This window comes from Pseudomonas sp. LB3P14, from assembly GCF_054898045.1.
Window position 1 is genome coordinate 128,145 of record NZ_CM142714.1, and the last position, 25,579, is coordinate 153,723.

Genomic DNA, 25,579 nt, shown 5'->3' on the forward strand with positions numbered 1-25,579 from the left:
TGGGCGCCAATGGCGCCCTTTTTTGTGCCCGTCATTCAGATGATTTCAAGCATTACGCATGCTCGGCAGCTGCAAGGTTCGCGTCATTTGAGCAACTGTTGAAAATCCTCCACCGGCAGCGGCGGGCTGTGCAAATATCCCTGATAAAAATGGCAGCCCAGCCCCTGCAAAAATTCCAGCTGCTCCGGCGTCTCCACCCCTTCGGCAATCACCTTCAATTCGAGGCTGCGGGCCATGGCGACGATGGCGCGGATGATCTCGGCGTCGTTGGGGTCGGTCGTGGCGTCGCGGATGAACGACTGGTCGATTTTCAGGGTGTCGACCGGCAGACGCTTGAGGTAGGTCAGCGAGGAATAACCGGTGCCGAAATCGTCCATCGCAAAACTCACGCCGAGTTTTTTCAGGCGACGCATTTTGCTGATGGTGTCTTCCAGGTTCTGGATCACGATGCCTTCGGTGATCTCCAGTTTCAGCAGCGAGCAGGGCAGGCCGTGGCTGTCGAGGCTGTGTTCGATGCGTTCGACGAAGTCGTTCTGCCGGAATTGCCGCGGGCTGATGTTCACGCACAGGCTGAAGTCCAGCGGGTCGACCAGGCCTTTGACGATCAGCTGTTTGAAGGCGCTGCAGGCTTCGTCGATGATCCAGGTGCCAACTTCCAGAATAAGTCCGCTGTCCTCCAGCACCTTGATGAACTCGGTGGGCGATTGCGCGCCGAGTTTCGGATGGTTCCAGCGTACCAGCGCCTCGGCACCGACGATGCGGTCGTTCCGGGCGTCCACCTGAGGTTGGTAGTGCACGCGGAACTCACCCCGGGAAAGGGCCAGGCGCAGGTCGGTTTCCATGCGCAGGCGTTCGCTCGCAGCCTTCTGCATGGTGTTGTGGTACATCTGCGTGGTATTGCGGCCTGAATCCTTGGCCCGGTAGAGGGCGATGTCGGCACGTTTGAGCAGGTCGGCCGGGGTCGAGCCGTGATCGGGAATCAGCGCGATGCCGATGCTGGGCGTCACTTGCAGGCGTTGTCCGTCGAGGAACATCGGCTCCGACAGCAGTTCACGCAAGGTGTCCGCCAACTGCCGAACCTGCTCGCTGACCTCGTTGCGCGAACCTTCGAGCCCACTGAGCAATACCACGAATTCATCACCGCCCAAGCGGGCGACGGTGTCTTCCATGCGCACGCTGGCTTCAAGGCGCGCGGTGATGATTTTCAGCACGGTATCGCCCACCGGGTGACCGAGCGAATCATTGATGTGCTTGAAGTGATCGAGGTCGAGAAACATCAACGCGCCGCGCAGGTTGTGGCGCTTGAGCAGAGCGATCTGCTGACTCAGGCGATCCATCAGCAGCGCGCGGTTGGGCAGGTTGGTCAGCGGGTCGTGGTAGGCCAGGTGACGGATTTGCGCTTCAGCGTTTTTCAGCAGGCTGACGTCCCGTGCGGTCAGCAGCAGGCAAGCGGTTTCGTTCAGGGTGATCGGTTCTACCGAGACCTCGACGGTCAGCAGCTCGCCGCGTTTATTGCGCCCGAGCATTTCCTGGTGATGCACCCGGCCCTTGATCTGTAGTTCGGCGAGCAGCGCCGAGCGTTGTTTTTCTTCGGCCCAGATGCCGACCTGATACACCGTGCGGCCGACCACTTCGTCGGCGCGGTAGCCGGTCAGGCGGCAGAAACCATCGTTGACCTCCAGATAACGCCCGGTGTCGCGCTCGGTGATGGTGATGGCGTCGGGGCTGGAGTGGAACGCCTTGGCGAACTTCTCTTCGCTGGCCTTGAGTGCCGCTTCCGAGCGTTGTTGCTGGGTGATGTCGCGCAGGGTGGTGACGATGCACGGCTGGTCGCCGACGCTGATCTGGCGGCTGGAAATCACGCAGGTCAGGGATTGTCCGTCTTTGTGCTGAACCAGGATTGCCACGTTGTTCAGGCCTTGTTCACGGATGACTTGCTCGATCCGTCGCAGGCTTTTCGCCGACGCGTCCCACAGACCGATTTCGTCGGCGCCGCGGCCAATCACGTCGGCGGCGCTCCAGCCAAAGGTCTGGGTGAAGCTGGAGTTGATCTCGATGAATTGGCCGGTGTCCTGACGGGTCACGCAAATCGGGTCCGGGCTGACCTGGAACAGGGTGGCAAACTTCTCTTCGGACGCCACCAGCAGCTGCTCGCGCTCCACCTGATCGGTGATGTCGAGCAGCGTGCCGGCCATGCGCAGCGGGACACCGTTGTCATCGCGATAGAGTCGGGCGCGGCTTTCCAGGTAGCGCGAGCTGCCGTCCGGCAGTTGCACGCGGTAGGTCAGTTGATAATTGCCGGCCGGGCCTTCTCGCAGGCTGCGATAGGCGTCACGCATGGTGCCACGCTCTTCGTCGGGCACGCCTTCGAAAAACTCGTCGAAGGATTCATGGAACGGTATGGCTTCCAGCCCGTGTAACTGGGCGGCGCGTGCCGAGCCGTACAGCATGCCGCTGGGGATATGCCAGTCCCAGGTACCGAGTTGCGCCGAATCCAGAGCAAGGTCGAGCCGCTCCTGGCTGTCTTTCAGGGCAAGCTCGGCGGCCTTGCGTTCGGTGGTGTCCAGAAACGTACTCAGCAGATAGGGCTGGCCTTCGAGCTCGACCTTTTGTGCGCTGAGAATGCCGTCATGGACTTGGCCATTGCTGGCACGAAACTGCACCTCCATGCTGACCAGTTCGCCCTTGGCCATGGTGGCCTTGACCAGTTGCGCCCGTTGCTCCGGGTGCACCCAAAGGCCCAGTTCCACGGTGGTACGACCAATGGCGTTTTGCACGGGCCAGCCGAACAGGCTTTCAAAATACTGGTTGGCTTCGGTAATCAGGCCGTCTTCCTGGCGGGTCAGCAGGACCATGTTCGGGCACAGGTGAAACAGTGTGGCGAAGCGCTTTTCCGAGCTGCTCAACGCCTGTTCGCGCTGGCGCTGGTGGGTGATTTCGCGGATGACGCCAATCATCCGTGGCCGGCCGTGTTTGTCCGGCAGCAGGCTGCCATTGATCTCCAGCCAGTGCAGGCTGCCGTCGGGCCAGCGAATGCGGTGGTGCATCGCCTGTTCCAGCGGAGCGCCGGCGATCACCGCGTCGAAGGCGCGAATGGTTTTCGCCCGATCCTCTGGCGGCAGCAAGTCGAGGTATTCCAGGTCCGCCGGCAGCGGTTGCCGGGGATCGAAGCCGAACAGCGCCTGGGTACCGCGCGACCAACTGATCTGCCCGCGCTCGATGTCCCAATACCAGGCGCCCAGACGTGCACCGTTGAGGGCGGCCAGCAATTGTGGGGCGCTTTCCCAGCTCTGCTCGGACCGTTTTGGGTCAAGCGCCTGTATACGCGGCATTGGCGGAACACGGTCAACAGATTTCGGCATGGGCAAGCCTTGGCTGAGTGGGGTGCAGGTTCAGAAACTCGAGGCCCTATAAGAAGTAGCACAGCTTAGCCGAGAGTCCCTGGCAGATCGATTTGTGCATCCAGCAAAGCCATGAAGGCCCGTGCCGCATTCGACAGCGTCCGTTCTGTGTGCAGGATATAGCCTAGCTCGCGAGTCAGTTGTATGCCCGGTAAAGGTATTCGCGCAACCTGATCATCCAGCATGGTGCGCGGCAACACACTCCAGGCCAGGCCGATCGAGACCATCATCTTTATGGTTTCCAGATAATTCGTGCTCATGGCGATGTTCGGCGTCAGGCCTTGAGCTTCGAACAGGCGCCGGACGATGTGGTGGGTAAAGGTGTTGCCGCCAGGAAATACCGCCGGATGCAGAGCAATGTCCGCCAGACTGACCGGGCCGTTGCTGATCAGCGAGTGCTCCGGGGCGACCACGAAGTCCAACGGGTCGTCCCACACCGGCGTGGCCTTGACCAGTGCGTGGGGCTCCGGTGCCAGGGTGATGACGGCCAGTTCGGCGCGGCCATGGAGGATTTCTTCGTAGGCCACTTCCGAATCGAGGAACTGAATATCCAGTGCCACCTGTGGATAACGTCGAGTGAACTCCCTTAATAAGGGGGGTAAACGGTGCAGACCGATGTGGTGGCTGGTGGCCAGGGTCAGGCGGCCGGACACTTCGCCGGTCAGGTTGGTCAGGGCGCGGCGGGTGTCGTCCAGCACGTTCAAAATCTGATAGGCCCTCGGCAGCAAGGCGCGACCGGCCTCGGTCAGGCCGACTTCACGGCCCAGGCGATCGAACAGGCGCACCTTCAATTGCTGCTCCAGCCCGGCAATGCGCTTGCTGATGGCCGGTTGCGTCAGGTGCAGCCGTTCGCCAGCGCCGGAGAAGCTCCCGGTCTCGGCAATCGCGATAAAAGCATTGAGGTTGGCGAGGTCCATTGCAGTATTCCAGTTGGTTATCCAAAGCATAAAAAATATGAATTTGAGTTATTTAATGTAACCCCCTAGGATCGACCTCACAAGCCAAGGGGTTATTGAACCGTGCACGACCCAAGGCATAGAAAATAGAAGCAAGCTGATGAGGACCGTCTGATGGCCGGCAAAACGCTTTACGACAAGCTCTGGGATTCCCATGAAGTGAAACGGCGCGACGATGGGTCGTCGCTGATCTATATCGACCGCCACATCATCCATGAAGTGACTTCGCCCCAAGCTTTCGAAGGCCTGCGTCTGGCCGGGCGCAAGCCTTGGCGCGTCGACTCGATCATCGCGACCCCGGACCACAACGTACCGACCACACCGGATCGCAAGGGCGGCATCGAAGCGATTACCGACCAGGTCTCGCGTTTGCAGGTTCAGACCCTCGATGACTACTGCGATGAATATGGCATCACTGAATTCAAAATGAATGACGTGCGTCAGGGCATCGTTCACGTGATCGGTCCGGAGCAGGGGGCCACCTTGCCGGGCATGACCGTAGTCTGCGGCGATTCGCACACCTCGACTCACGGCGCGTTTGGCGCATTGGCCCACGGCATCGGGACTTCCGAGGTCGAGCACGTGTTCGCCACGCAGTGCCTGGTCGCCAAGAAAATGAAAAACATGCGGGTGTCGGTCGAAGGCAAATTGCCGTTCGGCGTGACGGCCAAGGACATCGTGCTCGCGGTGATCGGCAAAATCGGCACCGCCGGCGGTAACGGCCACGCCATCGAGTTCGCCGGCAGCGCCATTCGCGACCTGTCCGTCGAAGGCCGCATGACCATCTGCAACATGTCCATCGAGGCCGGCGCTCGCGTAGGCCTGGTGGCTGCCGACGAAAAAACCGTGGCTTATGTCAAGGGTCGTCCATTCGCCCCGAAAGGCGCGGAATGGGACATGGCGGTCGAAGCCTGGAAAGACCTGGTGTCCGACGCTGACGCCGTGTTCGACACCGTGGTTGAGCTCGATGCCACTCAAATCAAGCCTCAAGTCAGCTGGGGCACATCGCCCGAGATGGTCTTGGCGGTTGATCAGAACGTTCCCGATCCTGCGAAGGAAATGGACCTGGTCAAACGCGGCTCCATCGAGCGTGCCTTGAAATACATGGGTTTGAGCGCCAATCAGGCGATCACCGATATTCAGCTGGACCGCGTATTCATTGGTTCCTGCACCAACTCGCGGATCGAAGACTTGCGCGCTGCGGCGGTGATCGCCAAGGGCCGTAAAGTCGCTTCGACCATCAAGCAAGCCATCGTGGTGCCGGGCTCGGGCCTGGTGAAGGCACAAGCCGAGGCCGAAGGCCTGGACAAGATTTTCCTCGAAGCCGGTTTCGAGTGGCGTGAACCGGGTTGCTCGATGTGCCTGGCGATGAACCCGGACCGTTTGGAGTCGGGCGAGCATTGCGCCTCGACCTCCAACCGCAACTTCGAAGGGCGTCAGGGCGCCGGTGGTCGTACTCACCTGGTCAGCCCGGCCATGGCCGCGGCGGCTGCCGTCAACGGTCGTTTCATCGACGTTCGCGAACTGATCTGAGGAACCGCACATGAGAGCTTTTACCCAACACACCGGTTTGGTCGCACCCTTGGACCGTGCCAACGTCGACACCGACCAGATCATTCCGAAGCAGTTCTTGAAGTCGATCAAGCGCACCGGTTTTGGTCCGAACCTGTTTGACGAATGGCGCTACCTGGACGTGGGCTATGCCTACCAGGACAACTCCAAGCGTCCGCTGAACAAGGACTTCGTCCTCAACGCCGAGCGTTATCAAGGCGCCAGCGTGCTGCTGGCCCGCGAGAACTTCGGTTGCGGCTCCAGCCGCGAACACGCGCCGTGGGCGCTGGAAGAGTACGGTTTTCGCAGCATCATCGCGCCGAGCTATGCGGACATCTTCTACAACAACAGCTTCAAGAATGGTTTGCTGCCGATCATCTTGAGCGACGCTGAGGTGGATGAGCTGTTCCAGCAGGTTGAAGCCAATCCGGGTTACGAGTTGACGGTCGATCTTCAAGCCCAGACCGTAACCCGGCCTGATGGCAAGGTTTACAGCTTTGAACTTGACGAGTTCCGCAAGCATTGCCTGGTCAACGGCCTGGACGACATCGGCCTGACCTTGCAGGACCATGAAGCCATTGCAACGTTTGAAAGCAAACACCGGGCGAGCCAGCCTTGGTTGTTTCGCGACGTTTGATGATTTTGCGTAAGGCCGGATGACGCCTTCGCGGGCAAGTCGGATCGCCGCCCGCTCGCTCCTACAGGGGAATGCATTTCAACCGTAGGAGCGAGGCTTGCCCGCGAAGAGGCCCGCCCAGACACCACAAGACTCACCCCAAAAAGGAAGTCCATATGACCAGCACCGCCCAGCACAGCCAAGTCGTACAAAAGCAATTCGGTGAGCAAGCCGCGGCCTATCTGAGCAGCGCCGTACACGCTCAGGGCACCGAATTCGCGCTGCTACAGGCTGAACTGGCAGGGCAGGGCGATGCCCGTGTGCTGGACCTGGGCTGCGGCGCCGGTCACGTCAGTTTCCACGTCGCGGAACGGGTGAAAGAAGTGGTGGCCTACGACCTGTCGCAGCAGATGCTCGACGTGGTGGCCGGTGCTGCCGTCGATCGCGGCCTGAGCAATGTGTCCACGGTATTGGGCGCCGCTGAGCGGTTGCCATTCGCCGATGGCGAGTTCGATTTCGTCTTCAGCCGTTATTCGGCGCACCATTGGAGCGATCTCGGCCTGGCGCTGCGGGAGGTTCGTCGGGTGCTGAAGCCGGGCGGCGTGGCGGCGTTCATCGATGTGTTGTCACCGGGCAGTCCATTGTTCGACACTTACCTGCAAAGTGTCGAAGTGCTGCGCGACACCAGCCATGTGCGCGATTATTCCGCCGGCGAGTGGTTGCGTCAGGTCAGCGAAGCGGGGTTGCATACCCGCAGCACCACGCGTCAACGGCTGCGTCTGGAGTACACGTCCTGGATCGAGCGCATGCGCACGCCAGAGGTGATGCGCGCGGCGATCCGCGAGTTGCAACAGTCGATGGGCAACGAAGTACGCGAATATTTTGAGATTGAGGCCGATGGTTCGTTCAGTACAGATGTACTGGTGCTGATGGCTGAACGATAAACGTCGAGCGATAGACTTTTTCCCGGCTAACCCGCGACCCCAGGGCACGCCGACTGATGACATGAGGAAAGCATGAGCAAGCAGATTCTGATTCTCCCAGGTGACGGTATTGGCCCGGAAATCATGGCCGAAGCGGTCAAGGTGCTGGAGCTGGCGAACGACAAGTACAGCCTGGGCTTCGAGCTGAGCCACGACGTAATCGGCGGCGCTGCCATCGACAAGCATGGCGTGCCGCTGGCTGACGAAACCCTGGACCGTGCCCGCGCCGCCGACGCTGTACTGCTCGGCGCTGTGGGTGGCCCGAAATGGGACACCATCGAGCGTGACATCCGCCCTGAGCGCGGCCTGCTGAAGATTCGTGCGCAACTGGGCCTGTTCGGCAACCTGCGTCCGGCGATCCTGTACCCGCAACTGGCCGAGGCTTCCAGCCTGAAAGCTGAAATCGTTGCTGGCCTGGACATCCTGATCGTCCGTGAACTGACCGGCGGTATCTACTTCGGCGCGCCACGCGGTACCCGCACCCTGGAAAACGGCGAGCGTCAGGCTTACGACACCCTGCCGTACAGCGAAAGCGAAATCCGCCGTATCGCCCGTGTCGGTTTTGACATGGCCATGGTGCGCGGCAAGAAGCTGTGCTCGGTGGACAAGGCCAACGTACTGGCTTCCAGCCAACTGTGGCGTGAAATCGTCGAGCAAGTGGCCAAGGATTACCCTGAAGTCGAACTGAGCCACATGTACGTCGACAATGCCGCCATGCAACTGGTGCGTGCACCCAAGCAATTCGACGTGATCGTCACCGACAACCTGTTTGGCGACATTTTGTCCGACCAGGCATCGATGCTCACCGGTTCCATCGGCATGCTGCCGTCGGCGTCGCTGGATACCAACAACAAAGGCATGTACGAGCCGTGCCACGGTTCGGCGCCGGACATCGCTGGTAAAGGCATTGCCAACCCGTTGGCGACCATTCTGTCGGTGTCGATGATGCTGCGTTACAGCTTCAATCTGCAGGATGCGGCCGATGCGATCGAGAAGGCCGTCAGTCTGGTATTGGACCAAGGCTTGCGCACCGGCGACATCTGGTCGGCCGGTTGCACTAAAGTCGGTACGCAGGAAATGGGCGACGCAGTAGTCGCCGCGCTGCGGAATCTGTAATCTCTTGGGCCCGCTGCAACTTTCACTCTTGAAAGCAGCGGCCCACTTTTTAAAGAAGGTGTAGTTGCGATGAAACGTGTAGGTCTGATCGGTTGGCGCGGTATGGTCGGTTCCGTGCTCATGCAGCGGATGCTGGAAGAGCAGGATTTCGATCTTATTGAGCCGGTGTTTTTCACCACTTCCAATGTCGGTGGCCAAGGCCCGTCCGTGGGCAAGGACATTGCTCCGCTCAAGGACGCTTACAGCATTGAAGAGCTGAAAACCCTCGACGTGATTCTGACCTGCCAGGGTGGCGACTACACCAGCGAAGTCTTCCCGAAGCTGCGCGAAGCCGGCTGGCAGGGTTACTGGATCGACGCCGCTTCCAGCCTGCGCATGCAGGATGACGCGGTGATCGTGCTGGACCCGGTGAACCGCAAGGTCATCGACCAGCAGCTCGACGCGGGCACCAAGAACTACATCGGCGGCAACTGCACCGTCAGCCTGATGCTGATGGGCCTGGGCGGTCTGTTCGAAGCCGGTCTGGTGGAGTGGATGAGCGCCATGACCTATCAGGCGGCCTCCGGTGCCGGCGCGCAGAACATGCGTGAACTGATCAAGCAAATGGGCGCGACCCACGCTGCTGTCGCCGATCAACTGGCCGACCCGGCCAGCGCGATCCTCGACATCGACCGCCGTGTCGCCGAAGCCATGCGCAGTGACGCGTACCCGACTGAAAACTTCGGCGTACCGCTGGCCGGCAGCCTGATCCCGTGGATCGACAAGGAACTGCCGAACGGTCAGAGCCGCGAAGAGTGGAAGGCCCAGGCCGAGACCAACAAGATCCTCGGTCGCTTCAAGAGCCCGATCCCGGTCGACGGCATCTGCGTGCGCATCGGCGCCATGCGCTGCCACAGCCAGGCGCTGACCATCAAACTGAACAAAGACGTGCCGATCGCCGATATCGAAGGGCTGATCAGCCAGCACAACCCTTGGGTCAAACTGGTGCCGAACCAGCGTGACGTCAGCATTCAGGAACTGAGCCCGACGAAAGTCACCGGCACCCTGAACGTACCGGTTGGCCGTCTGCGCAAACTGAACATGGGCACGCAGTACGTCGGCGCGTTCACCGTCGGCGACCAACTGCTGTGGGGCGCGGCCGAACCGCTGCGTCGCATGCTGCGGATCCTGCTTGAGCGTTGATCGATTGAAGTAAACAAAGAGCCCGTGCCTTGAAAGAGGTGCGGGTTTTTTTATACCCACAGATCGTTCCCACGCTCTGCGTGGGAATGCATCCCGTGACGCTCCGCGTCACAGTTTCAAGAGCGTCCAGGGCGGCATTCCCACGCAGAGCGTGGGAACGATCGGGGTGGGCGCGAATTGCCTGCATGCCAACCACCCGGTAAAGTGCCGCTCCCCCCGTTTCGCCAGAGGTAGAACCATGAGCCAGTCCTTTGATATTGCCGTGATCGGCGCCACCGGTACTGTCGGCGAAACGCTCGTGCAGATTCTCGAAGAGCGCGACTTCCCGGTCGGCAATCTGCACCTGCTCGCCAGCAGCGAATCGGCCGGGCATTCGGTGCCTTTTCGCGGCAAGAACGTGCGGGTGCGGGAAGTCGATGAGTTCGATTTCAGTAAAGTCCAGCTGGTGTTCTTCGCTGCTGGACCGGCGGTGACCCTGAGTTTCGCTTCGCGTGCCACGGCGGCCGGTTGCTCGCTGATCGACCTGTCCGGCGCCTTGCCGGCTCATCAGGCGCCGCAAGTAGTGCCTGAAGCAAACGCCGAAATCCTGGCCGGTTTGAAAAAACCGTTCCAGGTCAGCAGTCCAAGCCCTTCGGCCACCACGCTGGCGGTAGTGCTTGCGCCGCTGCTCGGTTTGCTCGACCTGCAACGCATCAACTTGACCGCCAGCCTGGCCGTGTCTGCCCAAGGTCGCGAAGCCGTCACCGAGCTGGCCCGGCAAACCGCCGAGCTGCTCAACGTGCGTCCGCTGGAGCCGACCTTCTTCGATCGACAGATGGCCTTCAACCTGCTGGCGCAAGTTGGCAAGCCCGATGACCAGGGACATACGCTGCTGGAAAAACGTCTGGTGCGCGAACTGCGTCAGGTCATGGCACTGCCTTTATTAAAGATTTCCGTCACTTGCATTCAAGCCCCGGTGTTTTTTGGCGATAGCTTTAACGTGACTTTGCAGTCAGCGAGCGACATCGACCTGGCGAAAATCAACGCCGCCCTGGAAGACGCGCCCGGTATCGAGCTGGTGGAAGCCGGTGATTACCCGACACCGGTAGGCGATGCGGTAGGGCAGGACGTAGTCTACGTTGGTCGGGTTCGCAGCGGGATCGACGACCCGTCGGAACTTAATTTGTGGCTGACGTCAGATAACGTACGCAAAGGCGCCGCGCTCAATGCTGTGCAGGTGGCTGAATTGTTGATAAAAGACCTTGTGTAAAAGATACTTGGCAACAATTTTTCGAATGAATCCAGCCGGGCGCTATGCTTGGCTGGACTGCTGAAGGCGAGCCACCCTCCGGGGCTTTCCGGGGCATGAATGAAACGATCGCGCGCGACGACTTTTCGCCGCCGCGCGCAATGCCTTAAGGCAGCGGCTATCAACACCTTCTCGCTGGCCGAGGAATGTTCAAACAAAGGATGAGGCTATGGTTCAAGTTCGCAAACTGGTGTTAGCAATAGCGGCCGCCTCGGCGCTGTCCTCCGGTATGGCGCATGCCCTCGGGCTCGGGGAATTGACCCTGAAGTCGACGCTGAACCAGCCCCTGGTGGCGGAAATCGAGTTGCTCGACGTCAAGGACCTCACCGCTGCTGAAGTGGTGCCGAGCCTGGCTTCGCCCGAAGATTTCGCCAAGGCCGGTGTCGACCGCCAGGCGTTTCTCAATGACCTGACCTTTACCCCGGTGCTCAACGCCAGCGGTAAAAGCATCCTGCGTGTGACGTCCAGCAAACCACTCTCGGAACCCATGGTGAAATTCCTGGTTCAAGTGATGTGGCCCAACGGTCGTCTGCTGCGCGATTACAGCGTGCTGCTCGATCCGTCCAAATTCTCGCCGCAAACCGCTGATGCGGCTGCGCAACCTGCACCGACGCAAACCGTCACCGCGCCAGTGACCGTCGCGACCACGCCGTCCCAATACACCACCACGCCGCGCGATACCCTGTGGGAAATCGCCGCGAAGGCGCGCAGTGGCGGTTCGGTCCAGCAAACCATGCTGGCCATCCAGGCGTTGAACCCGGATGCCTTTATCGACGGCAACATCAACCGGTTGAAAACCGGTCAGGTGCTGCGTTTGCCGGATCAGGCACAGAGCACCAGCCTGCCGCAACCGAAGGCCATTGCTGAAGTCTCCGCGCAGAACACCGCGTGGCGTCAGGGTCGTCGCTACGTGGCGAAGCCCGGGACCGGACAGCAGCAGCTCGATGCCACCAAGCGCGCTCGCGGTGAAGGCACTTCGTCGCAAACGGCGAAAGACAACCTGAGCCTGGTCTCTGCCGAGTCCGGCAAGGCCGGTGGCAAAGGCGCCGGGGGTGATGCGAAGAACTTGAGCAACAAGCTGGCCGTGACCCGGGAAAGCCTGGACACGACCCGTCGTGACAACGCCGAACTGAAAGGCCGCATGACCGATCTGCAAAGTCAGCTGGACAAGCTGCAACGACTGATCGAACTGAAGAACAATCAACTGGCCAAATTGCAGGCTGAAGGTGCCGCGGGCGCACCGGCTGCTGCGACCGCTCCGGCGATGTCAGCCGAATTGGCGGCCAACCCTGCGGCAACGCCTGCGGATGCGGCTCCGGCGGCACCTGAAGCTGCTGCTGCGCCTGAGGCCACGCCGGCTCCGGTCGAGAAGCCAATCGAGCCGACGCCTGTAGCGTCCCAGGATCAAAAATTCAACGAGCTGCTGACCAATCCGGTACTGCTTGGCCTGGTGGGCGGCGGTGCGTTGGTTCTGCTGCTGTTGCTGCTGTTGCTGGCGCGTCGCCGCAAAGCCCAGCAAGAAGCCGAGAAGCATTTGCGCATGGCCCGTGACTTGGCCGAGGAGCAGGCGTTCTCCGCTGACCGCGACCTGCCGAAAAGCATCTTCGAAGACCTGGACGTGCCGCCGCCAAGCGTGAAGCTTGCTACCGCGCCAACACCACCGCCTGCACCAGTCCCGGCACCCGCACCGGCTCCGGTGATCGCTCCGGTTGTGGTAACCCCGCCGATCGCCGCGCCACTGGTATCGCCTGCTGCCGAGCGCGATGACGACGTATTGAGCAAGGCGAAGTCGCACATCACTGCCGGTCGTCTGAATCAGGCGGCTGCCTTGCTGGAAGACGGGATCAAGCAAGAGCCACAACGCAGTGACCTGCGCCTCAAGCTGATGGAAGTCTACGGTCAGCAAGGCGACCGCGATGCATTCGTTGCCCAGGAACGCCAACTGGTGGCCAACGGTGACAACTTTGCTCAGGTCGAAAAACTCAAGAGCCGCTTCCCGGCCATGGTCATTGCGGCAGCCGGTGGTATCGCAGCTGCTGCGATCGCTGCCGAACTGGACGCGCAGTACGTCAAGGATCTGCTGCTGGACGAGCCTGAAGCGCCGGCACCGGCAGTGCCCGATGACTTCGACAGCGCCTTCGATTTGAGTCTGGATGATCTGGAAACGGCCGCTCCGGCAGTGGTTGCACCAGAGGCACAGGCAGAGCCCGATGACTTCGACAGTGCCTTCGATTTGAGTCTGGATGATCTGGAAACTGCCTCGCCGGCAGTGGTTGCACCAGAAGCAGAAGCAGTAGCAGAAGCAGAGCCAGAGCCAGTGTCTGCGGCTGAGCTGGACGAGTTCCCGTTGGATGACGACCTGAGCTTCGAGTCGGTGTTGCAGCAGCAGACCGACATCAAGGAAAGCCTCGATGACCTGTCGGACTTTGACCTGGATATGGATCTCGGTGGCAATGCCTCGCCGGCGACCCTGGCCGAAGACGATTTCCTGCTGAGCCTGGATGACGGCGTCAAGGACTTGGATCTACCTGCCGCTGAAGCGCCGGCTGTTCCCGAGGTTGCGCTGGACGATCTGGAGCTGCCAGCCGATTTCGACCTGTCGCTGGCTGACGAAATGGACGCCCCTGACGTTCCGGATGCTTTCGCAGCCGAGCTGGATGACGTCAACGCCGAGCTGGATCGTCTGTCGCAGAGCCTTGGCGAGCCGACCTTCACGGCGGAAGACGCTATGGCCTCCGCAGCCGACGAGCCGGAATTCGACTTCCTTTCCGGCACCGACGAAGTCGCGACCAAACTCGATCTGGCCCAGGCCTACATCGACATGGGCGACGCCGATGGCGCCCGGGACATCCTCAACGAGGTGGTGACCGAGGGTGATGACGGTCAGAAGAGCGAAGCCAAGGAAATGCTTTCGCGTCTGGCTTGACTGATCGGTAAGGTGTAAACAAAACGGCAGCCCATTGAGGCTGCCGTTTTTGTTTCTGTCAGTGGTGCGATGGTGTTTGTGGGGACGCCATCGCGGGCAAGCCCGCTCCCACAGGTTTTGTGAACGGCGCAAATCACTGTGGGAGCGGGCTTGCCCGCGAAGAGGCCCTAACATTCAACATCGTACCCTCTGTTGTACTGGCGTCCCGGTCCGGCGGCCTTATAATGCCCGCCTTTGCGTACATCAGCAGGCTGTCACTCCTTGGCAAATATAGATAATCCGGCCGCCGAAATGGCGGCCGACGGCGTTTTCCGGATCGCGTTGGGCGTTGAATACAAAGGTTCGCGCTATCGCGGCTGGCAACGCCAGGCCTCCGGCGTACTCACCGTGCAGGAGACGCTCGAAAAGGCCTTGTCCAAAGTCGCCGACTCACCCGTGTCGCTGCTCTGCGCCGGGCGTACCGATGCCGGCGTGCATGCGTGTGGCCAGGTCGTGCACTTTGACACTCAAGTCGAGCGTTCGATGAAAGCCTGGGTCATGGGCGCCAACATCAACTTGCCCCATGACGTCAGTGTCAGCTGGGCCAAGGTCATGCCGGCGCATTTTCATGCGCGGTTCAAGGCCATCGCCCGGCGCTATCGCTACGTGATCTACAACGATCAGATTCGTCCGGCGCACCTGAACGATGAAATCACCTGGAACCACCGCCCGCTGGACGTCGAGCGCATGGCCGAGGCGGCCCAGTATCTGGTTGGTACCCACGACTTCAGCGCCTTCCGCGCTGGCCAGTGCCAGGCCAAGTCGCCGATCAAGGAACTGCATCACCTGCGCGTCACGCGCCACGGCAAGATGATCGTGCTGGATATCCGTGCCAGTGCCTTCCTGCACCACATGGTGCGCAACATTGCTGGCGTGCTGATGACCATCGGTGCTGGCGAGCGCCCGGTGGAGTGGATGAAAGAGGTGCTGGAGAGCCGCATTCGCCGTTCCGGTGGGGTGACGGCGCATCCATTCGGTCTGTACCTGGTGCAGGTCGAGTACCGCGACGAGTTCGAATTGCCCGAGCGTTACATCGGGCCGCACTTCCTCACCGGCTTCTCTGAACTTGACGGCTGACGCCCTCGAACGCTTTTGTTACCATCCGGGACTTTCTCGGATTTGCCTTGAGGTTCTATCGACATGTCGTCCGTTCGCAGCAAGATTTGCGGGATTACCCGCATAGAAGATGCGTTGGCAGCGGTCGAGGCCGGGGCCGATGCCATCGGGTTTGTGTTCTATGCCAAAAGCCCGCGGGCCGTGACGTTCCAGCAGGCGCGCTCGATCATCCAGGCGCTGCCGCCGTTCGTGACCACCGTGGGGTTGTTCGTCAACGCCAGCCGCTGCGAGTTGGGGGAAATCCTCGACGCCGTGCCGCTGGATCTGTTGCAGTTCCATGGCGACGAAACCGCAGCCGACTGTGAAGGCTGGCACCGCCCGTATATCAAGGCGCTGCGGGTCAAGGCCGGTGATGACATCGCGGCCGGTTGCGATGCTTATCCAACCGCCAGCGGTATTTTGCTCGACACCTATGTTGAAGGCGTGCCCGGCGGAACCGGCGAAGCGTTCGACTGGTCATTGATACCGCAAGGCTTGAGCAAACCGATCATCCTCGCTGGCGGCCTGACCGCGGATAACGTCACCGAGGCGATTGCCCGGGTTCGGCCTTATGCCGTGGACGTCAGCGGTGGGGTAGAGGCGAGCAAGGGCATCAAGGACCACGCAAAGATTCAGGCATTTATTAAAGCGGTTGTAGGAGCTGTCGAGTGAAATGAGGCTGCGATCTTTTGATCGGGCGTTGATGTGACGGCTGGCAGACTGCCGCCGTCCATAACTGCACTTGCACAAAGCAGGAATGGCTGAGGATTTATGCGTTGTACGCAGGTCACGCTTCACTGACCCGGCAATCCATCGATCATCGCCACACACATGAATTTAGCTCAAGGGCATACGCGGGGCTGCGAACCAAAGCGTTCGGGCCGCCGGTACTGGAGAAAGAAAGCATGAGCAACTGGTTAGTAGACAAACTGATCCCTTCGATCATGCGTTCCGAGGTCAAGAAGAGCTCGGTGCCTGAAGGTCTGTGGCACAAATGCCCGTCTTGCGAGGCTGTGCTGTATCGTCCGGAGCTGGAAAAGACCCTGGACGTTTGCCCCAAGTGCAATCACCACATGCGTATCGGCGCCCGCGCCCGCATCGATATCTTCCTCGACGCTGAAGGCCGTGCTGAACTGGGCGCGGACCTGGAGCCGGTTGACCGTCTGAAGTTCCGCGACGGCAAGAAGTACAAGGATCGCCTGACCGCTGCGCAAAAGCAGACCGGCGAAAAAGACGCGCTGATCTCCATGAGCGGCTCCCTGTTGGGCATGCCGGTGGTGGTGTCGGCCTTCGAATTCTCCTTTATGGGTGGTTCGATGGGTGCGATCGTTGGTGAGCGTTTTGTTCGCGCCGCCAACTACGCGCTGGAAAACCGTTGCCCGATGATCTGCTTCGCCGCCTCCGGTGGTGCGCGGATGCAGGAAGCCCTGATCTCCCTGATGCAAATGGCCAAGACCTCTGCGGTGCTGGCGCGTCTGCGTGAAGAAGGCATTCCGTTCATCTCCGTGCTGACCGACCCGGTCTACGGCGGCGTTTCCGCCAGTCTGGCGATGCTCGGCGACGTGATTGTCGGTGAGCCAAAGGCCCTGATCGGCTTCGCCGGTCCGCGCGTGATCGAGCAGACCGTGCGTGAAAAACTGCCGGAAGGCTTCCAGCGCAGTGAGTTCCTGCTGGAACACGGTGCGATCGACATGATCATTCACCGTCAGGAACTGCGTCCGCGTCTGGGCAATCTGCTTGCACAAATGATGGGCCTGCCGACACCGAAATTCGTCGCCGCGCCAATCGAGCCCATTGTTGTTCCACCGGTACCTGCCAACATATGACCCAACGTACCCTTGGCGAGTGGCTCGCCTACCTTGAGCAGTTGCACCCTTCGGCCATCGACATGGGCCTTGAGCGCTCGCAACAGGTAGCGTCCCGCATGGGACTGGGCAAGCCGGCGCCTCGGGTGATTACGGTCACCGGCACCAACGGCAAAGGTTCTACCTGCGCATTCGTGGCTTCGTTGCTGCGGGCGCAGGGCCTGAAAGTGGGTGTCTACAATTCTCCGCACCTGCTGCGTTACAACGAGCGGGTGCAGGTCAATGGCGTCGAAGCCACCGACGCTGAGCTGTGCGAAGCCTTTGCTGCAGTCGAGGCGGGGCGTGGCGACACTTCCCTGACGTACTTCGAAATGGGCACCCTGGCGGCATTCTGGCTGTTTCATCACGCCAGTCTCGATGCGGTGGTGCTGGAAGTCGGTCTGGGCGGGCGTCTGGACACGGTCAACGTGGTGGATGCCGACATGGCGCTGGTCACCAGCATCGGCGTCGATCATGCGGACTATCTGGGCGATACCCGCGAGTCCGTGGCTTATGAAAAGGCCGGCATCTTTCGTCAGGGCGCGCCTGCGCTGTGTGGCGATCTGAATCCTCCACAACCTCTGCTGGATAAAGCGCGCAAGCTCAATTGCCCGTTTTTTCTGCGTGGGCGCGATTTCGACCTCGGCATCACCGATCACAACTGGCAATGGCGCGGTCTTGACGCTCAAGGGCGTGTGGTTGAGCTGCATGATCTGCCGTTACTTGATCTGCCGATGGAAAACGCCGCGCTGGCATTACAGGCTTACCTGTTGCTCGGCTTGCCTTGGGTGGATGCACAGATTATTGAAGCCCTGAAAGCGACGCGCGTGGTCGGTCGTCTCGATCGCCGTCAGTTCGACTGGCAGGGCAAGCGCCTGAACCTGTTGCTGGATGTGGGTCATAACCCGCATGCGGCCGAGTATCTGGCGCGCCGTCTGGCCAGCCGTCCGCCGGTCGGCAAGCGTCTGGCGGTGTTTGGATTGTTGGCGGACAAGGATCTGGATGGTGTTGTCAGTGAATTGAATGCTAGTGTCCAGCAATGGGCTGTCGCACCGCTGGATTCACCGCGAGCGCGCCCTGTTGCCGATTTGCACGCGGCGTTGCAGAACCTTGGCGCCTCGGTAACATCGTATGACAGCGTGGCCGCCGCCCTGGAAGGGCAGTGCGCGCTGGCGACGAGCGACGACGAGATTCTGTTGTTCGGATCATTTTATTGTGTCGCCGAGGCCCTTGAATGGCTGGCCCGGCGCTCCACGGAGGAAGCGGCAAATGGCATTGCTGGATAAGGCATACAAACAGCGCATGGTCGGCGCCCTGGTTCTGGTGGCGCTGGCGGTGATATTCCTGCCGATGCTGTTTTCCCGTCAGGATGAACAGCGTCAAGTGACGGTTGAAGCCCCGGCTGCGCCGCAAGCGCCTTCGATGCCGCAAGTGCAGGTCGAGCCGGTGGTGGTGCCTGAACCGCAAGCGCTGCCTCAGGAACCCGTGCCGAGTGATGATGAAATCGCTCAGCAAGAAGCGTCGTCGACACCGATTGCCCCAAGTGTCCCGGTGGCGCCTGCGCCTGCCGCCAAACCGGTCGCTCCGGCTCCTGCTCCGGTCACCAAGCCTACGGCAGCGCCTAGCCAGCCGATCACGGCTGCGCCGGGCAAGCCGGACACGACTCAAAGCCGCGTCGATGCCAATGGCCTGTCGGTCAGCTGGTCGGTGCAACTGGCCAGTCTGACGAGCCGCGCAAGTGCAGAAAGTCTGCAGAAATCCCTGCGCAGCCAGGGCTACAACGCCTACATCCGCACTGCCGACGGCAAGAATCGAGTGTTTGTCGGACCGCTGATCGAGCGCGCAGAAGCCGATCGCTTGCGTGACTTGTTGAGCCGCCAGCAGAACCTCAAGGGTTTTGTGGTGCGTTTTCAGCCTGAGCGCGGTTAAAACTATCGCCTCGATTTGAAATGCACTGACAATCGCAGCTTACCGATAAGCATGGGCTCTGCTAAAATGCGCCGCCTTATCCGTCTGTAGGCTGCACTGTGCCATTTACCTGGGTTGACTGGGCGATCGTTGCAATCGTCGCCATCTCCGCATTGATCAGTCTGAGCCGCGGCTTCGTCAAAGAAGCACTATCGCTGGTGACCTGGATCATCGCAGGAGTCGTTGCCTGGATGTTCGGTGGTTCATTGTCCGAGTACCTCACCGGATACATCCAAACGCCGTCGGCTCGTGTGATCACGGGCTGTGCCATCATGTTTGTCGCCACGTTAATCGTAGGCGCAATGATCAATTATCTTATCGGCGAATTGGTTCGCGTCACCGGGCTATCCGGGACCGATCGATTCCTCGGCATGGCCTTCGGTGCCGCGCGTGGCGTGTTGCTGGTGGTCGTGGCGGTCGGGCTGTTGAGCCTGGGGCCGGTACAGCAGGACGGGTGGTGGCAAGAGTCACAGCTCGTGCCAAAATTTCTATTGGTTGCAGACTGGTCCAAAAACCTGATCCTCGGGTGGAGCAGTCAGTGGCTTGCCAGCGGTATCAGCGTACCCGCTGAGATACCGTTCAAGGAGCACCTCTTGCCGATGGCCAAAACGCCTCAGTGAGTTGTGTTCAGTTCAGATCCATTAAGTAGGGGTTGCGTCGCATGTGTGGCATCGTCGGTATCGTCGGTAAGTCGAACGTCAATCAGGCGCTGTATGACGCGCTAACCGTCCTCCAGCACCGCGGCCAGGACGCTGCCGGTATCGTAACCAGCCATGATGGCCGGTTATTCCTGCGCAAGGACAATGGCCTGGTGCGTGACGTGTTCCATCAGCGTCACATGCAGCGCCTGGTCGGCCACATGGGTATTGGCCATGTGCGTTACCCGACCGCGGGCAGCTCGACTTCGGCCGAAGCCCAACCGTTTTACGTCAACTCGCCTTACGGCATCACCCTGGCGCACAACGGTAACCTGACCAACGTTGAACAGTTGGCCAAGGAGATTTACGAATCTGACCTGCGCCACGTCAACACCAACTCCGATTCGGAAGTGCTGCTCAACGTGTTCGCACACGAACTGGCCCAGCGCGGCAAGTTGCAGCCAACCGAAGAAGACGTGTTCGCGGCCGTCACTGACGTACACAACCGTTGCGTCGGTGGTTACGCGGTCGTGGCGATGGTGACCGGTTACGGCATCGTCGGTTTCCGCGACCCGCACGGCATCCGCCCGATTGTCTTTGGCCAGCGTCACACGGATGAAGGCGTCGAGTACATGATCGCCTCCGAAAGCGTCTCCCTGGACGTGCTCGGGTTTACCCTGATTCGCGACCTGGCGCCGGGCGAAGCGGTCTACATCACTGAAGACGGCAAGCTGCACACCCGTCAGTGCGCGACCAACCCGTCCCTGACCCCGTGCATCTTCGAACACGTCTACCTGGCGCGTCCGGATTCGATCATCGACGGCGTGTCGGTCTACAAGGCCCGCCTGCGCATGGGTGAGAAACTCGCCGAGAAGATCCTGCGCGAGCGTCCAGATCACGACATCGACGTGGTTATCCCGATTCCGGACACCAGCCGTACCGCGGCCCTGGAGCTTGCGAATCATCTGGGCGTCAAGTTCCGCGAGGGCTTCGTGAAGAACCGCTACATCGGCCGGACCTTCATCATGCCGGGCCAGGCGGCACGGAAAAAATCCGTACGCCAGAAGCTCAACGCCATCGAGCTTGAATTCCGCGGCAAGAACGTAATGCTGGTGGATGACTCGATCGTTCGCGGCACCACCTGCAAGCAGATCATCCAGATGGCTCGCGAAGCCGGCGCCAAAAACGTCTACTTCTGCTCCGCGGCACCGGCCGTTCGCTACCCGAACGTCTACGGCATCGACATGCCGAGCGCACATGAGCTGATCGCCCACAACCGTTCGACCCAGGACGTGGCTGACCTGATCGGCGCTGACTGGTTGATCTATCAGGACCTGCCTGACTTGATCGAAGCGGTCGGTGGCGGCAAGATCAAGATCGACAAGTTCGATTGCGCGGTGTTCGACGGCCAGTACGTCACCGGTGACGTTGACGAGGCTTACCTGAACAAGATCGAGCAGGCACGTAACGATGCCTCCAAGGTCAAGACGCAGGCAGTCAGTGCGATCATCGATCTGTACAACAACTGAGTTTCTACCGGCCCTGAGGGGCCGGTTTTGTATCGACTAAAAACGCTCTATATCAAGAGCAGGGCAAGGAGTGACAGCATGAGTCAGGATTGGGATGCCGGTCGGTTGGACAGCGACCTCGAAGGCGTAGCGTTCGATACCCTGGCCGTACGCGCCGGTCAGCACCGCACGCCGGAAGGCGAACACGGTGAACCGATGTTCTTCACCTCCAGCTACGTATTCCGTACCGCTGCCGACGCGGCGGCACGCTTTGCCGGTGAAGTGCCGGGCAACGTTTACTCGCGCTACACCAACCCGACCGTGCGCGCGTTCGAAGAGCGCATTGCGGCACTGGAAAGCGCCGAGCAAGCCGTGGCCACGGCGACTGGCATGGCCGCGATCATGGCGGTGGTGATGAGTCTTTGCAGCGCTGGTGATCACGTGCTGGTGTCGCGTAGCGTGTTCGGTTCGACCATCAGCCTGTTCGAGAAGTACTTCAAGCGCTTCGGCATCGAAGTTGATTACGTGCCCCTGGCGGACTTGTCCGGCTGGGATGCGGCCATCAAGGCCAACACTAAATTGCTGTTCGTCGAATCGCCGTCCAATCCGCTGGCCGAGCTGGTGGACATCACCGCACTGTCGCAAATCGCTCACGCCAAAGGCGCGATGCTGGTGGTCGACAACTGCTTCTGCACCCCTGCGTTGCAGCAGCCGCTGAAGATGGGCGCGGACATCGTCGTGCACTCGGCGACCAAGTTTATCGACGGCCAGGGCCGTTGCATGGGCGGTGTTGTGGCCGGTCGTAGCGAGCAGATGAAAGAAGTCGTCGGTTTCCTGCGGACTGCCGGGCCGACTCTGAGCCCGTTCAACGCCTGGATCTTCCTCAAGGGCCTGGAAACCCTGAGCCTGCGGATGAAGGCGCATTGCGCCAACGCTCAGCAACTGGCCGAGTGGCTGGAGCAGCAGGACGGCATCGAGAAAGTCCATTACGCCGGCCTTAAGAGCCATCCACAGCACGAGTTGGCCCTGCGTCAGCAGAAGGGCTTCGGTGCGGTCGTGAGTTTTGAAGTCAAGGGCGGCAAAGAGGGCGCCTGGCGCTTTATCGATGCGACCCGTCTGATTTCCATCACCGCCAACCTCGGTGACAGCAAGACCACCATTACTCACCCGAGCACCACCTCTCACGGCCGTCTGGCGCCGCAAGAACGTGAAGCCGCGGGCATCCGTGACAGCCTGATCCGCATCGCGGTCGGTCTGGAAGACGTGGCAGACCTGCAAGCCGATCTGGCGCGCGGGTTGGCTGCCTTGTGATCGAGTTGTCCACACCGACCAGCGGCACCAATGGCCGCGTCGCACTGGTCACGGGTGCTGCGCGGGGCATTGGTCTGGGTATCGCGGCGTGGCTGATCAGCGAAGGCTGGCAGGTGGTGCTGACCGATCTTGATCGAGTGCGCGGTTCGAAAGTGGCGAAAGTGCTCGGCGACAACGCCTGGTTCATCGCCATGGACGTCGCGAACGAAGGGCAGGTGGCGTTGGGTGTCGCCGAGGTGCTGGGGCAATTCGGGCGCCTGGATGCGCTGGTGTGTAACGCGGCGGTTGCCGATCCGCACAACATCACCCTTGAAAGCCTTGATCTGGCGTACTGGAATCGGGTGCTGGCAGTCAATCTCAGTGGGCCGATGCTCTTGGCCAAGCACTGTGCGCCGTACCTGCGCGCTCACAGCGGCGCGATCGTCAACCTGGCCTCGACCCGCGCCGGGCAGTCGGAACCCGACACCGAAGCTTATGCGGCGAGCAAGGGCGGCCTGTTGGCCCTGACTCACGCCTTGGCCATCAGCCTCGGACCGGAAATCCGTGTCAATGCGGTCAGCCCGGGCTGGATCGATGCACGAGACCCCTCCGCGCGTCGAGCCGAACCGCTGACCGATACCGACCATGCCCAGCATCCGGCGGGTAGGGTAGGGACGGTCGAGGACGTGGCGGCGATGGTCGCTTGGCTGTTGTCGAAGAACGCCGGTTTCGTCACGGGCCAGGAGTTTGTGGTCGATGGCGGCATGACCAAGAAGATGATTTACAGCGAGTAATCCGGGCAGGGGCCGCGACAGCTGCGGCTTGAGGTTGCAGGTGGCCATTGGCAACGCTGCGGGAAATGACTTGATTTTGTCTTTTTCAGAAAAACTTCAAGCGGGGTATTGACTTAGCTTCGGTACCTGCGTAAATTTCGCGGCCTCGGAGATGCAAACGGGTGATTAGCTCAGCTGGGAGAGCGTCTGCCTTACAAGCAGAATGTCGGCGGTTCGATCCCGTCATCACCCACCACTTCCGAGAGTCTTGCGAAAGCAAGATGGAAGCTTTAAAAGCCTCCACCGACGCGCAGCGGTAGTTCAGTCGGTTAGAATACCGGCCTGTCACGCCGGGGGTCGCGGGTTCGAGTCCCGTCCGCTGCGCCATATTTACCGAGTCAGGTTCACCTGCCTCGAGATTGAAAAGCCTCGAAGCTTTCCAGTCAGACGAGTTAATTGGGCGCAAGTCCAAAGCGATACGCAGCGGTAGTTCAGTCGGTTAGAATACCGGCCTGTCACGCCGGGGGTCGCGGGTTCGAGTCCCGTCCGCTGCGCCATATCTGCCTCAAGGCCCACTGAACGCCTTGGAGCTACGAAGAGAGCTGCTGGCAAAGCCAGTAACTACTTCGAGTCGATAGCAAAGACCCTGGTCGAAAGACCGGGGTTTTTTGTGTCTGCGATTTGGCTTTTCTCCTTTGCCCCGCAACCTTCTCGACGGTTTCCCTCAATAACGCTCAGCCCTGATTAACCGGTGGCTGCGTGGCAGAAATACCTGCCTCTCATTCGCGTGTTCAAATTTTTCCTGGGTGCAAACCGCACAAAGGGCTTGGTTTGAAGTCTCAACACTAATTAGAATGAGTCGCATTTAAAATATTTCTTCGCGCAGGGTTCCTATAGATGAGTGATGCAGCGATGCCGACGGGGCAAACCTTCCACGACCTGTACCGCGACCATCGTGGCTGGCTCGAAAGCTGGTTGAGGCGACGCATGAGCAATGGCCATGATGCGGCGGACCTGAGCCAGGATACGTTCGTGCGTTTACTCGCCAGCTCCCAGCGCATTGCTGATCTGCAAGAACCCCGTGCCTACCTGGCGACCGTGGGCAAGCGGTTGATGACCAATTTATACAAGCGTCGCAACCTGGAGCAGGCCTACCTCAATGCGCTGGCGCTGCTGCCCGAGGATTGCGTACCGTCCCCCGAGCAGCGCTGGATTCTGCTGGAAACCCTGCAAGCCCTCGATGAACTGCTCGATGGATTACCGACCCCGGTGCGACGGGCGTTTCTCTGGAGTCAGCTGGAAGGCCTGGGCTATCAAGACATCGCCGAGCGCCTGCAAGTCTCTGAGCGCACGATCAAGCGCTACATGGCACAAGCTTATGAACATTGCCTGCTGGTGGCGTTGTGATCGGCTCGGCACCTTCGGCTGATGCCCGGCAGGTTGCGCGGGCCGCCGCGCAATGGCTGGCACTCTTGGAGTCCGGCACCGCCAATGAGCGCGATCGTGCCGAGTTGCAGAGCTGGCGTGACAGCCATTCCAGTCACGAACAGGCCTGGCAGAAAGCTCAACGCTTGCGCCAACGCTTTGCCGACCTGCCGTCGGCACTGGCCATGGCCAGTCTGGATCGGCCGCAGACGAGTCGGCGCACGGTGCTCAAGCGCGCCGTCGGGGCGGTGGCGCTGGTGCCTGCCACCTGGTTGATCAGTCGGCAGTTACCTCTGGATGTCTGGAGCGCCGACCTGCGGACCGCGACCGGGGAGGGCAAAAAAGTCCAGTTGGCCGATGGCAGTTCGCTGCAATTGAACACCGCGAGTGCCGTCGATATCGACCTGAAGAACCGGCGACTGACACTCGTGGAAGGCGAAATAGCGCTGAATGTGCCTGGGACCTCGCCGCTGACGATCCAGACCCACTTCGGGCAAGTGGTCGTCAGTCAGAGCGAAGTGTGTGTTCGTCAGGGGCAGACGGGCTGCAAGGTGTCAGTGCTAAAGGGCATGGTGCAGTTGCAGCCTTTGCGCGGACCGGTCTTTTCATTGCGTGCCGGCCAGCAAGTCAGCCTTCAGGCAATGGGCGCGGGAGCCGTAGAGCCTTTTGATGTGCTTGCTCCAGGTTGGCGGGACGGTGTGCTGATGGCGCAGAACCAGCCCTTGGGCGATTTTCTGCGCGAACTCAGTACCTATCGTCCCGGCGTGCTGCGCTGGGAGCCGGAACTCGAATCACTGCGAGTCACCGGTAGTTTCCGCCTGGAAGACACCGATCGCATCCTGACGTTGCTGGCGGCCAGCTTGCCGCTGGAGGTGCATAGGCGAACCCGCTACTGGGTTACGTTGCTGCCGCGCAAAAATATTGTTTGAGGTCTGTCCCCTTTTTTCGCGTCGCTTGTCATTCAAGGCAAGTGAAACTAA

At 60.6% G+C, this 25,579-nt stretch carries 20 protein-coding genes and 3 tRNA genes; 21 read left to right on the forward strand and 2 right to left on the reverse strand.

Translation table 11 applies throughout. The features are described 5' to 3' along the window. Positions 1–83: 83 nt before the first annotated feature. Positions 84–3,362, reverse strand: coding sequence for an EAL domain-containing protein (locus tag ACYZT5_RS00625; RefSeq protein ID WP_462049336.1), 3,279 nt, complete (start codon positions 3,360–3,362; stop codon positions 84–86). A 65-nt stretch (positions 3,363–3,427) separates the two neighbouring features. After that, on the reverse strand, positions 3,428–4,318 hold the full coding sequence (locus ACYZT5_RS00630) for a LysR family transcriptional regulator (protein WP_462049337.1): 891 nt from the start codon (positions 4,316–4,318) through the stop codon (positions 3,428–3,430). A 153-nt stretch (positions 4,319–4,471) separates the two neighbouring features. On the opposite strand from ACYZT5_RS00630, the gene leuC reads away from it, so the two are divergent. The 21 genes from leuC to ACYZT5_RS00735 all read left to right on the forward strand — a co-directional run bounded on the left by leuC (position 4,472) and on the right by ACYZT5_RS00735 (position 25,528). Then, on the forward strand, positions 4,472–5,890 hold the full coding sequence (leuC, locus tag ACYZT5_RS00635; RefSeq protein WP_462049338.1) for a 3-isopropylmalate dehydratase large subunit: 1,419 nt from the start codon (positions 4,472–4,474) through the stop codon (positions 5,888–5,890). A gap of 10 nt (positions 5,891–5,900) precedes the next feature. Continuing rightward, entirely contained in the window at positions 5,901–6,545 is a 645-nt protein-coding gene (leuD, locus tag ACYZT5_RS00640; protein ID WP_201188647.1) for a 3-isopropylmalate dehydratase small subunit, read from the forward strand. A 155-nt stretch (positions 6,546–6,700) separates the two neighbouring features. Beyond that, on the forward strand, positions 6,701–7,468 hold the full coding sequence (locus ACYZT5_RS00645) for a class I SAM-dependent methyltransferase (protein WP_462049339.1): 768 nt from the start codon (positions 6,701–6,703) through the stop codon (positions 7,466–7,468). 72 nt (positions 7,469–7,540) lie between these two features. Then, positions 7,541–8,623, forward strand: a complete 1,083-nt coding sequence (leuB, locus tag ACYZT5_RS00650) for a 3-isopropylmalate dehydrogenase (RefSeq protein WP_462034246.1) — start codon at positions 7,541–7,543, stop codon at positions 8,621–8,623. Positions 8,624–8,692: 69 nt separating this feature from the next. After that, positions 8,693–9,805: an aspartate-semialdehyde dehydrogenase gene (asd, locus tag ACYZT5_RS00655; protein WP_462034247.1), complete on the forward strand. Its 1,113-nt coding sequence runs from the start codon at positions 8,693–8,695 to the stop codon at positions 9,803–9,805. A gap of 238 nt (positions 9,806–10,043) precedes the next feature. Continuing rightward, entirely contained in the window at positions 10,044–11,054 is a 1,011-nt protein-coding gene (locus ACYZT5_RS00660) for an aspartate-semialdehyde dehydrogenase (protein WP_462049340.1), read from the forward strand. Between the two features lie 208 nt (positions 11,055–11,262). Further along, positions 11,263–14,019: a FimV/HubP family polar landmark protein gene (locus tag ACYZT5_RS00665; protein WP_462049341.1), complete on the forward strand. Its 2,757-nt coding sequence runs from the start codon at positions 11,263–11,265 to the stop codon at positions 14,017–14,019. A 291-nt stretch (positions 14,020–14,310) separates the two neighbouring features. Further along, positions 14,311–15,135 (forward strand): tRNA pseudouridine(38-40) synthase TruA, encoded by an 825-nt coding sequence (truA, locus tag ACYZT5_RS00670; protein ID WP_462052358.1) that lies wholly within the window; start codon positions 14,311–14,313, stop codon positions 15,133–15,135. A 63-nt stretch (positions 15,136–15,198) separates the two neighbouring features. Continuing rightward, a complete protein-coding gene (locus ACYZT5_RS00675; protein WP_462049342.1) occupies positions 15,199–15,825 on the forward strand; it encodes a phosphoribosylanthranilate isomerase in 627 nt (208 codons plus the stop codon). Positions 15,826–16,058: 233 nt separating this feature from the next. Continuing rightward, positions 16,059–16,979: an acetyl-CoA carboxylase, carboxyltransferase subunit beta gene (gene accD / locus ACYZT5_RS00680; protein ID WP_033061847.1), complete on the forward strand. Its 921-nt coding sequence runs from the start codon at positions 16,059–16,061 to the stop codon at positions 16,977–16,979. Then, positions 16,976–18,283: a bifunctional tetrahydrofolate synthase/dihydrofolate synthase gene (gene folC, locus ACYZT5_RS00685; protein ID WP_462049343.1), complete on the forward strand. Its 1,308-nt coding sequence runs from the start codon at positions 16,976–16,978 to the stop codon at positions 18,281–18,283. The genes accD and folC overlap by 4 nt, the downstream gene beginning before the upstream one ends. Beyond that, complete coding sequence (locus ACYZT5_RS00690; RefSeq protein WP_462049344.1) at positions 18,267–18,926, forward strand: SPOR domain-containing protein; 660 nt, start codon at positions 18,267–18,269, stop codon at positions 18,924–18,926. Before folC ends, ACYZT5_RS00690 begins: the two co-directional genes overlap by 17 nt. A gap of 98 nt (positions 18,927–19,024) precedes the next feature. Beyond that, on the forward strand, positions 19,025–19,585 hold the full coding sequence (locus ACYZT5_RS00695; RefSeq protein WP_462049345.1) for a CvpA family protein: 561 nt from the start codon (positions 19,025–19,027) through the stop codon (positions 19,583–19,585). A gap of 41 nt (positions 19,586–19,626) precedes the next feature. Then, entirely contained in the window at positions 19,627–21,132 is a 1,506-nt protein-coding gene (purF, locus tag ACYZT5_RS00700) for an amidophosphoribosyltransferase (protein WP_007935163.1), read from the forward strand. Positions 21,133–21,210: 78 nt separating this feature from the next. Then, complete coding sequence (locus ACYZT5_RS00705; RefSeq protein ID WP_462049346.1) at positions 21,211–22,422, forward strand: O-succinylhomoserine sulfhydrylase; 1,212 nt, start codon at positions 21,211–21,213, stop codon at positions 22,420–22,422. Then, complete coding sequence (locus tag ACYZT5_RS00710) at positions 22,419–23,195, forward strand: SDR family oxidoreductase (protein WP_462049347.1); 777 nt, start codon at positions 22,419–22,421, stop codon at positions 23,193–23,195. The genes ACYZT5_RS00705 and ACYZT5_RS00710 overlap by 4 nt, the downstream gene beginning before the upstream one ends. 159 nt (positions 23,196–23,354) lie before the next feature. After that, positions 23,355–23,430: transfer RNA gene (locus ACYZT5_RS00715), tRNA-Val, on the forward strand. Between the two features lie 54 nt (positions 23,431–23,484). Further along, a tRNA-Asp gene (locus ACYZT5_RS00720) sits at positions 23,485–23,561 on the forward strand. Positions 23,562–23,654: 93 nt separating this feature from the next. Next, positions 23,655–23,731: transfer RNA gene (locus ACYZT5_RS00725), tRNA-Asp, on the forward strand. A gap of 340 nt (positions 23,732–24,071) precedes the next feature. Further along, positions 24,072–24,581, forward strand: coding sequence for a sigma-70 family RNA polymerase sigma factor (locus tag ACYZT5_RS00730; RefSeq protein WP_462049348.1), 510 nt, complete (start codon positions 24,072–24,074; stop codon positions 24,579–24,581). Beyond that, entirely contained in the window at positions 24,578–25,528 is a 951-nt protein-coding gene (locus ACYZT5_RS00735; protein WP_462049349.1) for a FecR domain-containing protein, read from the forward strand. Before ACYZT5_RS00730 ends, ACYZT5_RS00735 begins: the two co-directional genes overlap by 4 nt. The last annotated feature ends 51 nt before the right edge of the window (positions 25,529–25,579 follow it).

What these genes read in the sequence shown, in the direction of transcription:
- leuC (WP_462049338.1), top strand. Translation starts at nt 4,472, where the DNA reads ATGGCCGGCAAAACGCTTTACGACAAGCTCTGGGATTCCCATGAAGTG.
- leuB (WP_462034246.1), top strand. Translation starts at nt 7,541, where the DNA reads ATGAGCAAGCAGATTCTGATTCTCCCAGGTGACGGTATTGGCCCGGAA.
- ACYZT5_RS00645 (WP_462049339.1), top strand. Translation starts at nt 6,701, where the DNA reads ATGACCAGCACCGCCCAGCACAGCCAAGTCGTACAAAAGCAATTCGGT.
- leuD (WP_201188647.1), top strand. Translation starts at nt 5,901, where the DNA reads ATGAGAGCTTTTACCCAACACACCGGTTTGGTCGCACCCTTGGACCGT.
- ACYZT5_RS00665 (WP_462049341.1), top strand. Translation starts at nt 11,263, where the DNA reads ATGGTTCAAGTTCGCAAACTGGTGTTAGCAATAGCGGCCGCCTCGGCG.
- ACYZT5_RS00660 (WP_462049340.1), top strand. Translation starts at nt 10,044, where the DNA reads ATGAGCCAGTCCTTTGATATTGCCGTGATCGGCGCCACCGGTACTGTC.
- ACYZT5_RS00690 (WP_462049344.1), top strand. Translation starts at nt 18,267, where the DNA reads ATGGCATTGCTGGATAAGGCATACAAACAGCGCATGGTCGGCGCCCTG.
- ACYZT5_RS00730 (WP_462049348.1), top strand. Translation starts at nt 24,072, where the DNA reads ATGAGTGATGCAGCGATGCCGACGGGGCAAACCTTCCACGACCTGTAC.
- ACYZT5_RS00625 (WP_462049336.1), bottom strand. Translation starts at nt 3,362, where the DNA reads ATGCCGAAATCTGTTGACCGTGTTCCGCCAATGCCGCGTATACAGGCG.
- truA (WP_462052358.1), top strand. Translation starts at nt 14,311, where the DNA reads ATGGCGGCCGACGGCGTTTTCCGGATCGCGTTGGGCGTTGAATACAAA.
- accD (WP_033061847.1), top strand. Translation starts at nt 16,059, where the DNA reads ATGAGCAACTGGTTAGTAGACAAACTGATCCCTTCGATCATGCGTTCC.
- purF (WP_007935163.1), top strand. Translation starts at nt 19,627, where the DNA reads ATGTGTGGCATCGTCGGTATCGTCGGTAAGTCGAACGTCAATCAGGCG.
- ACYZT5_RS00705 (WP_462049346.1), top strand. Translation starts at nt 21,211, where the DNA reads ATGAGTCAGGATTGGGATGCCGGTCGGTTGGACAGCGACCTCGAAGGC.
- ACYZT5_RS00630 (WP_462049337.1), bottom strand. Translation starts at nt 4,318, where the DNA reads ATGGACCTCGCCAACCTCAATGCTTTTATCGCGATTGCCGAGACCGGG.
- folC (WP_462049343.1), top strand. Translation starts at nt 16,976, where the DNA reads ATGACCCAACGTACCCTTGGCGAGTGGCTCGCCTACCTTGAGCAGTTG.
- ACYZT5_RS00675 (WP_462049342.1), top strand. Translation starts at nt 15,199, where the DNA reads ATGTCGTCCGTTCGCAGCAAGATTTGCGGGATTACCCGCATAGAAGAT.
- asd (WP_462034247.1), top strand. Translation starts at nt 8,693, where the DNA reads ATGAAACGTGTAGGTCTGATCGGTTGGCGCGGTATGGTCGGTTCCGTG.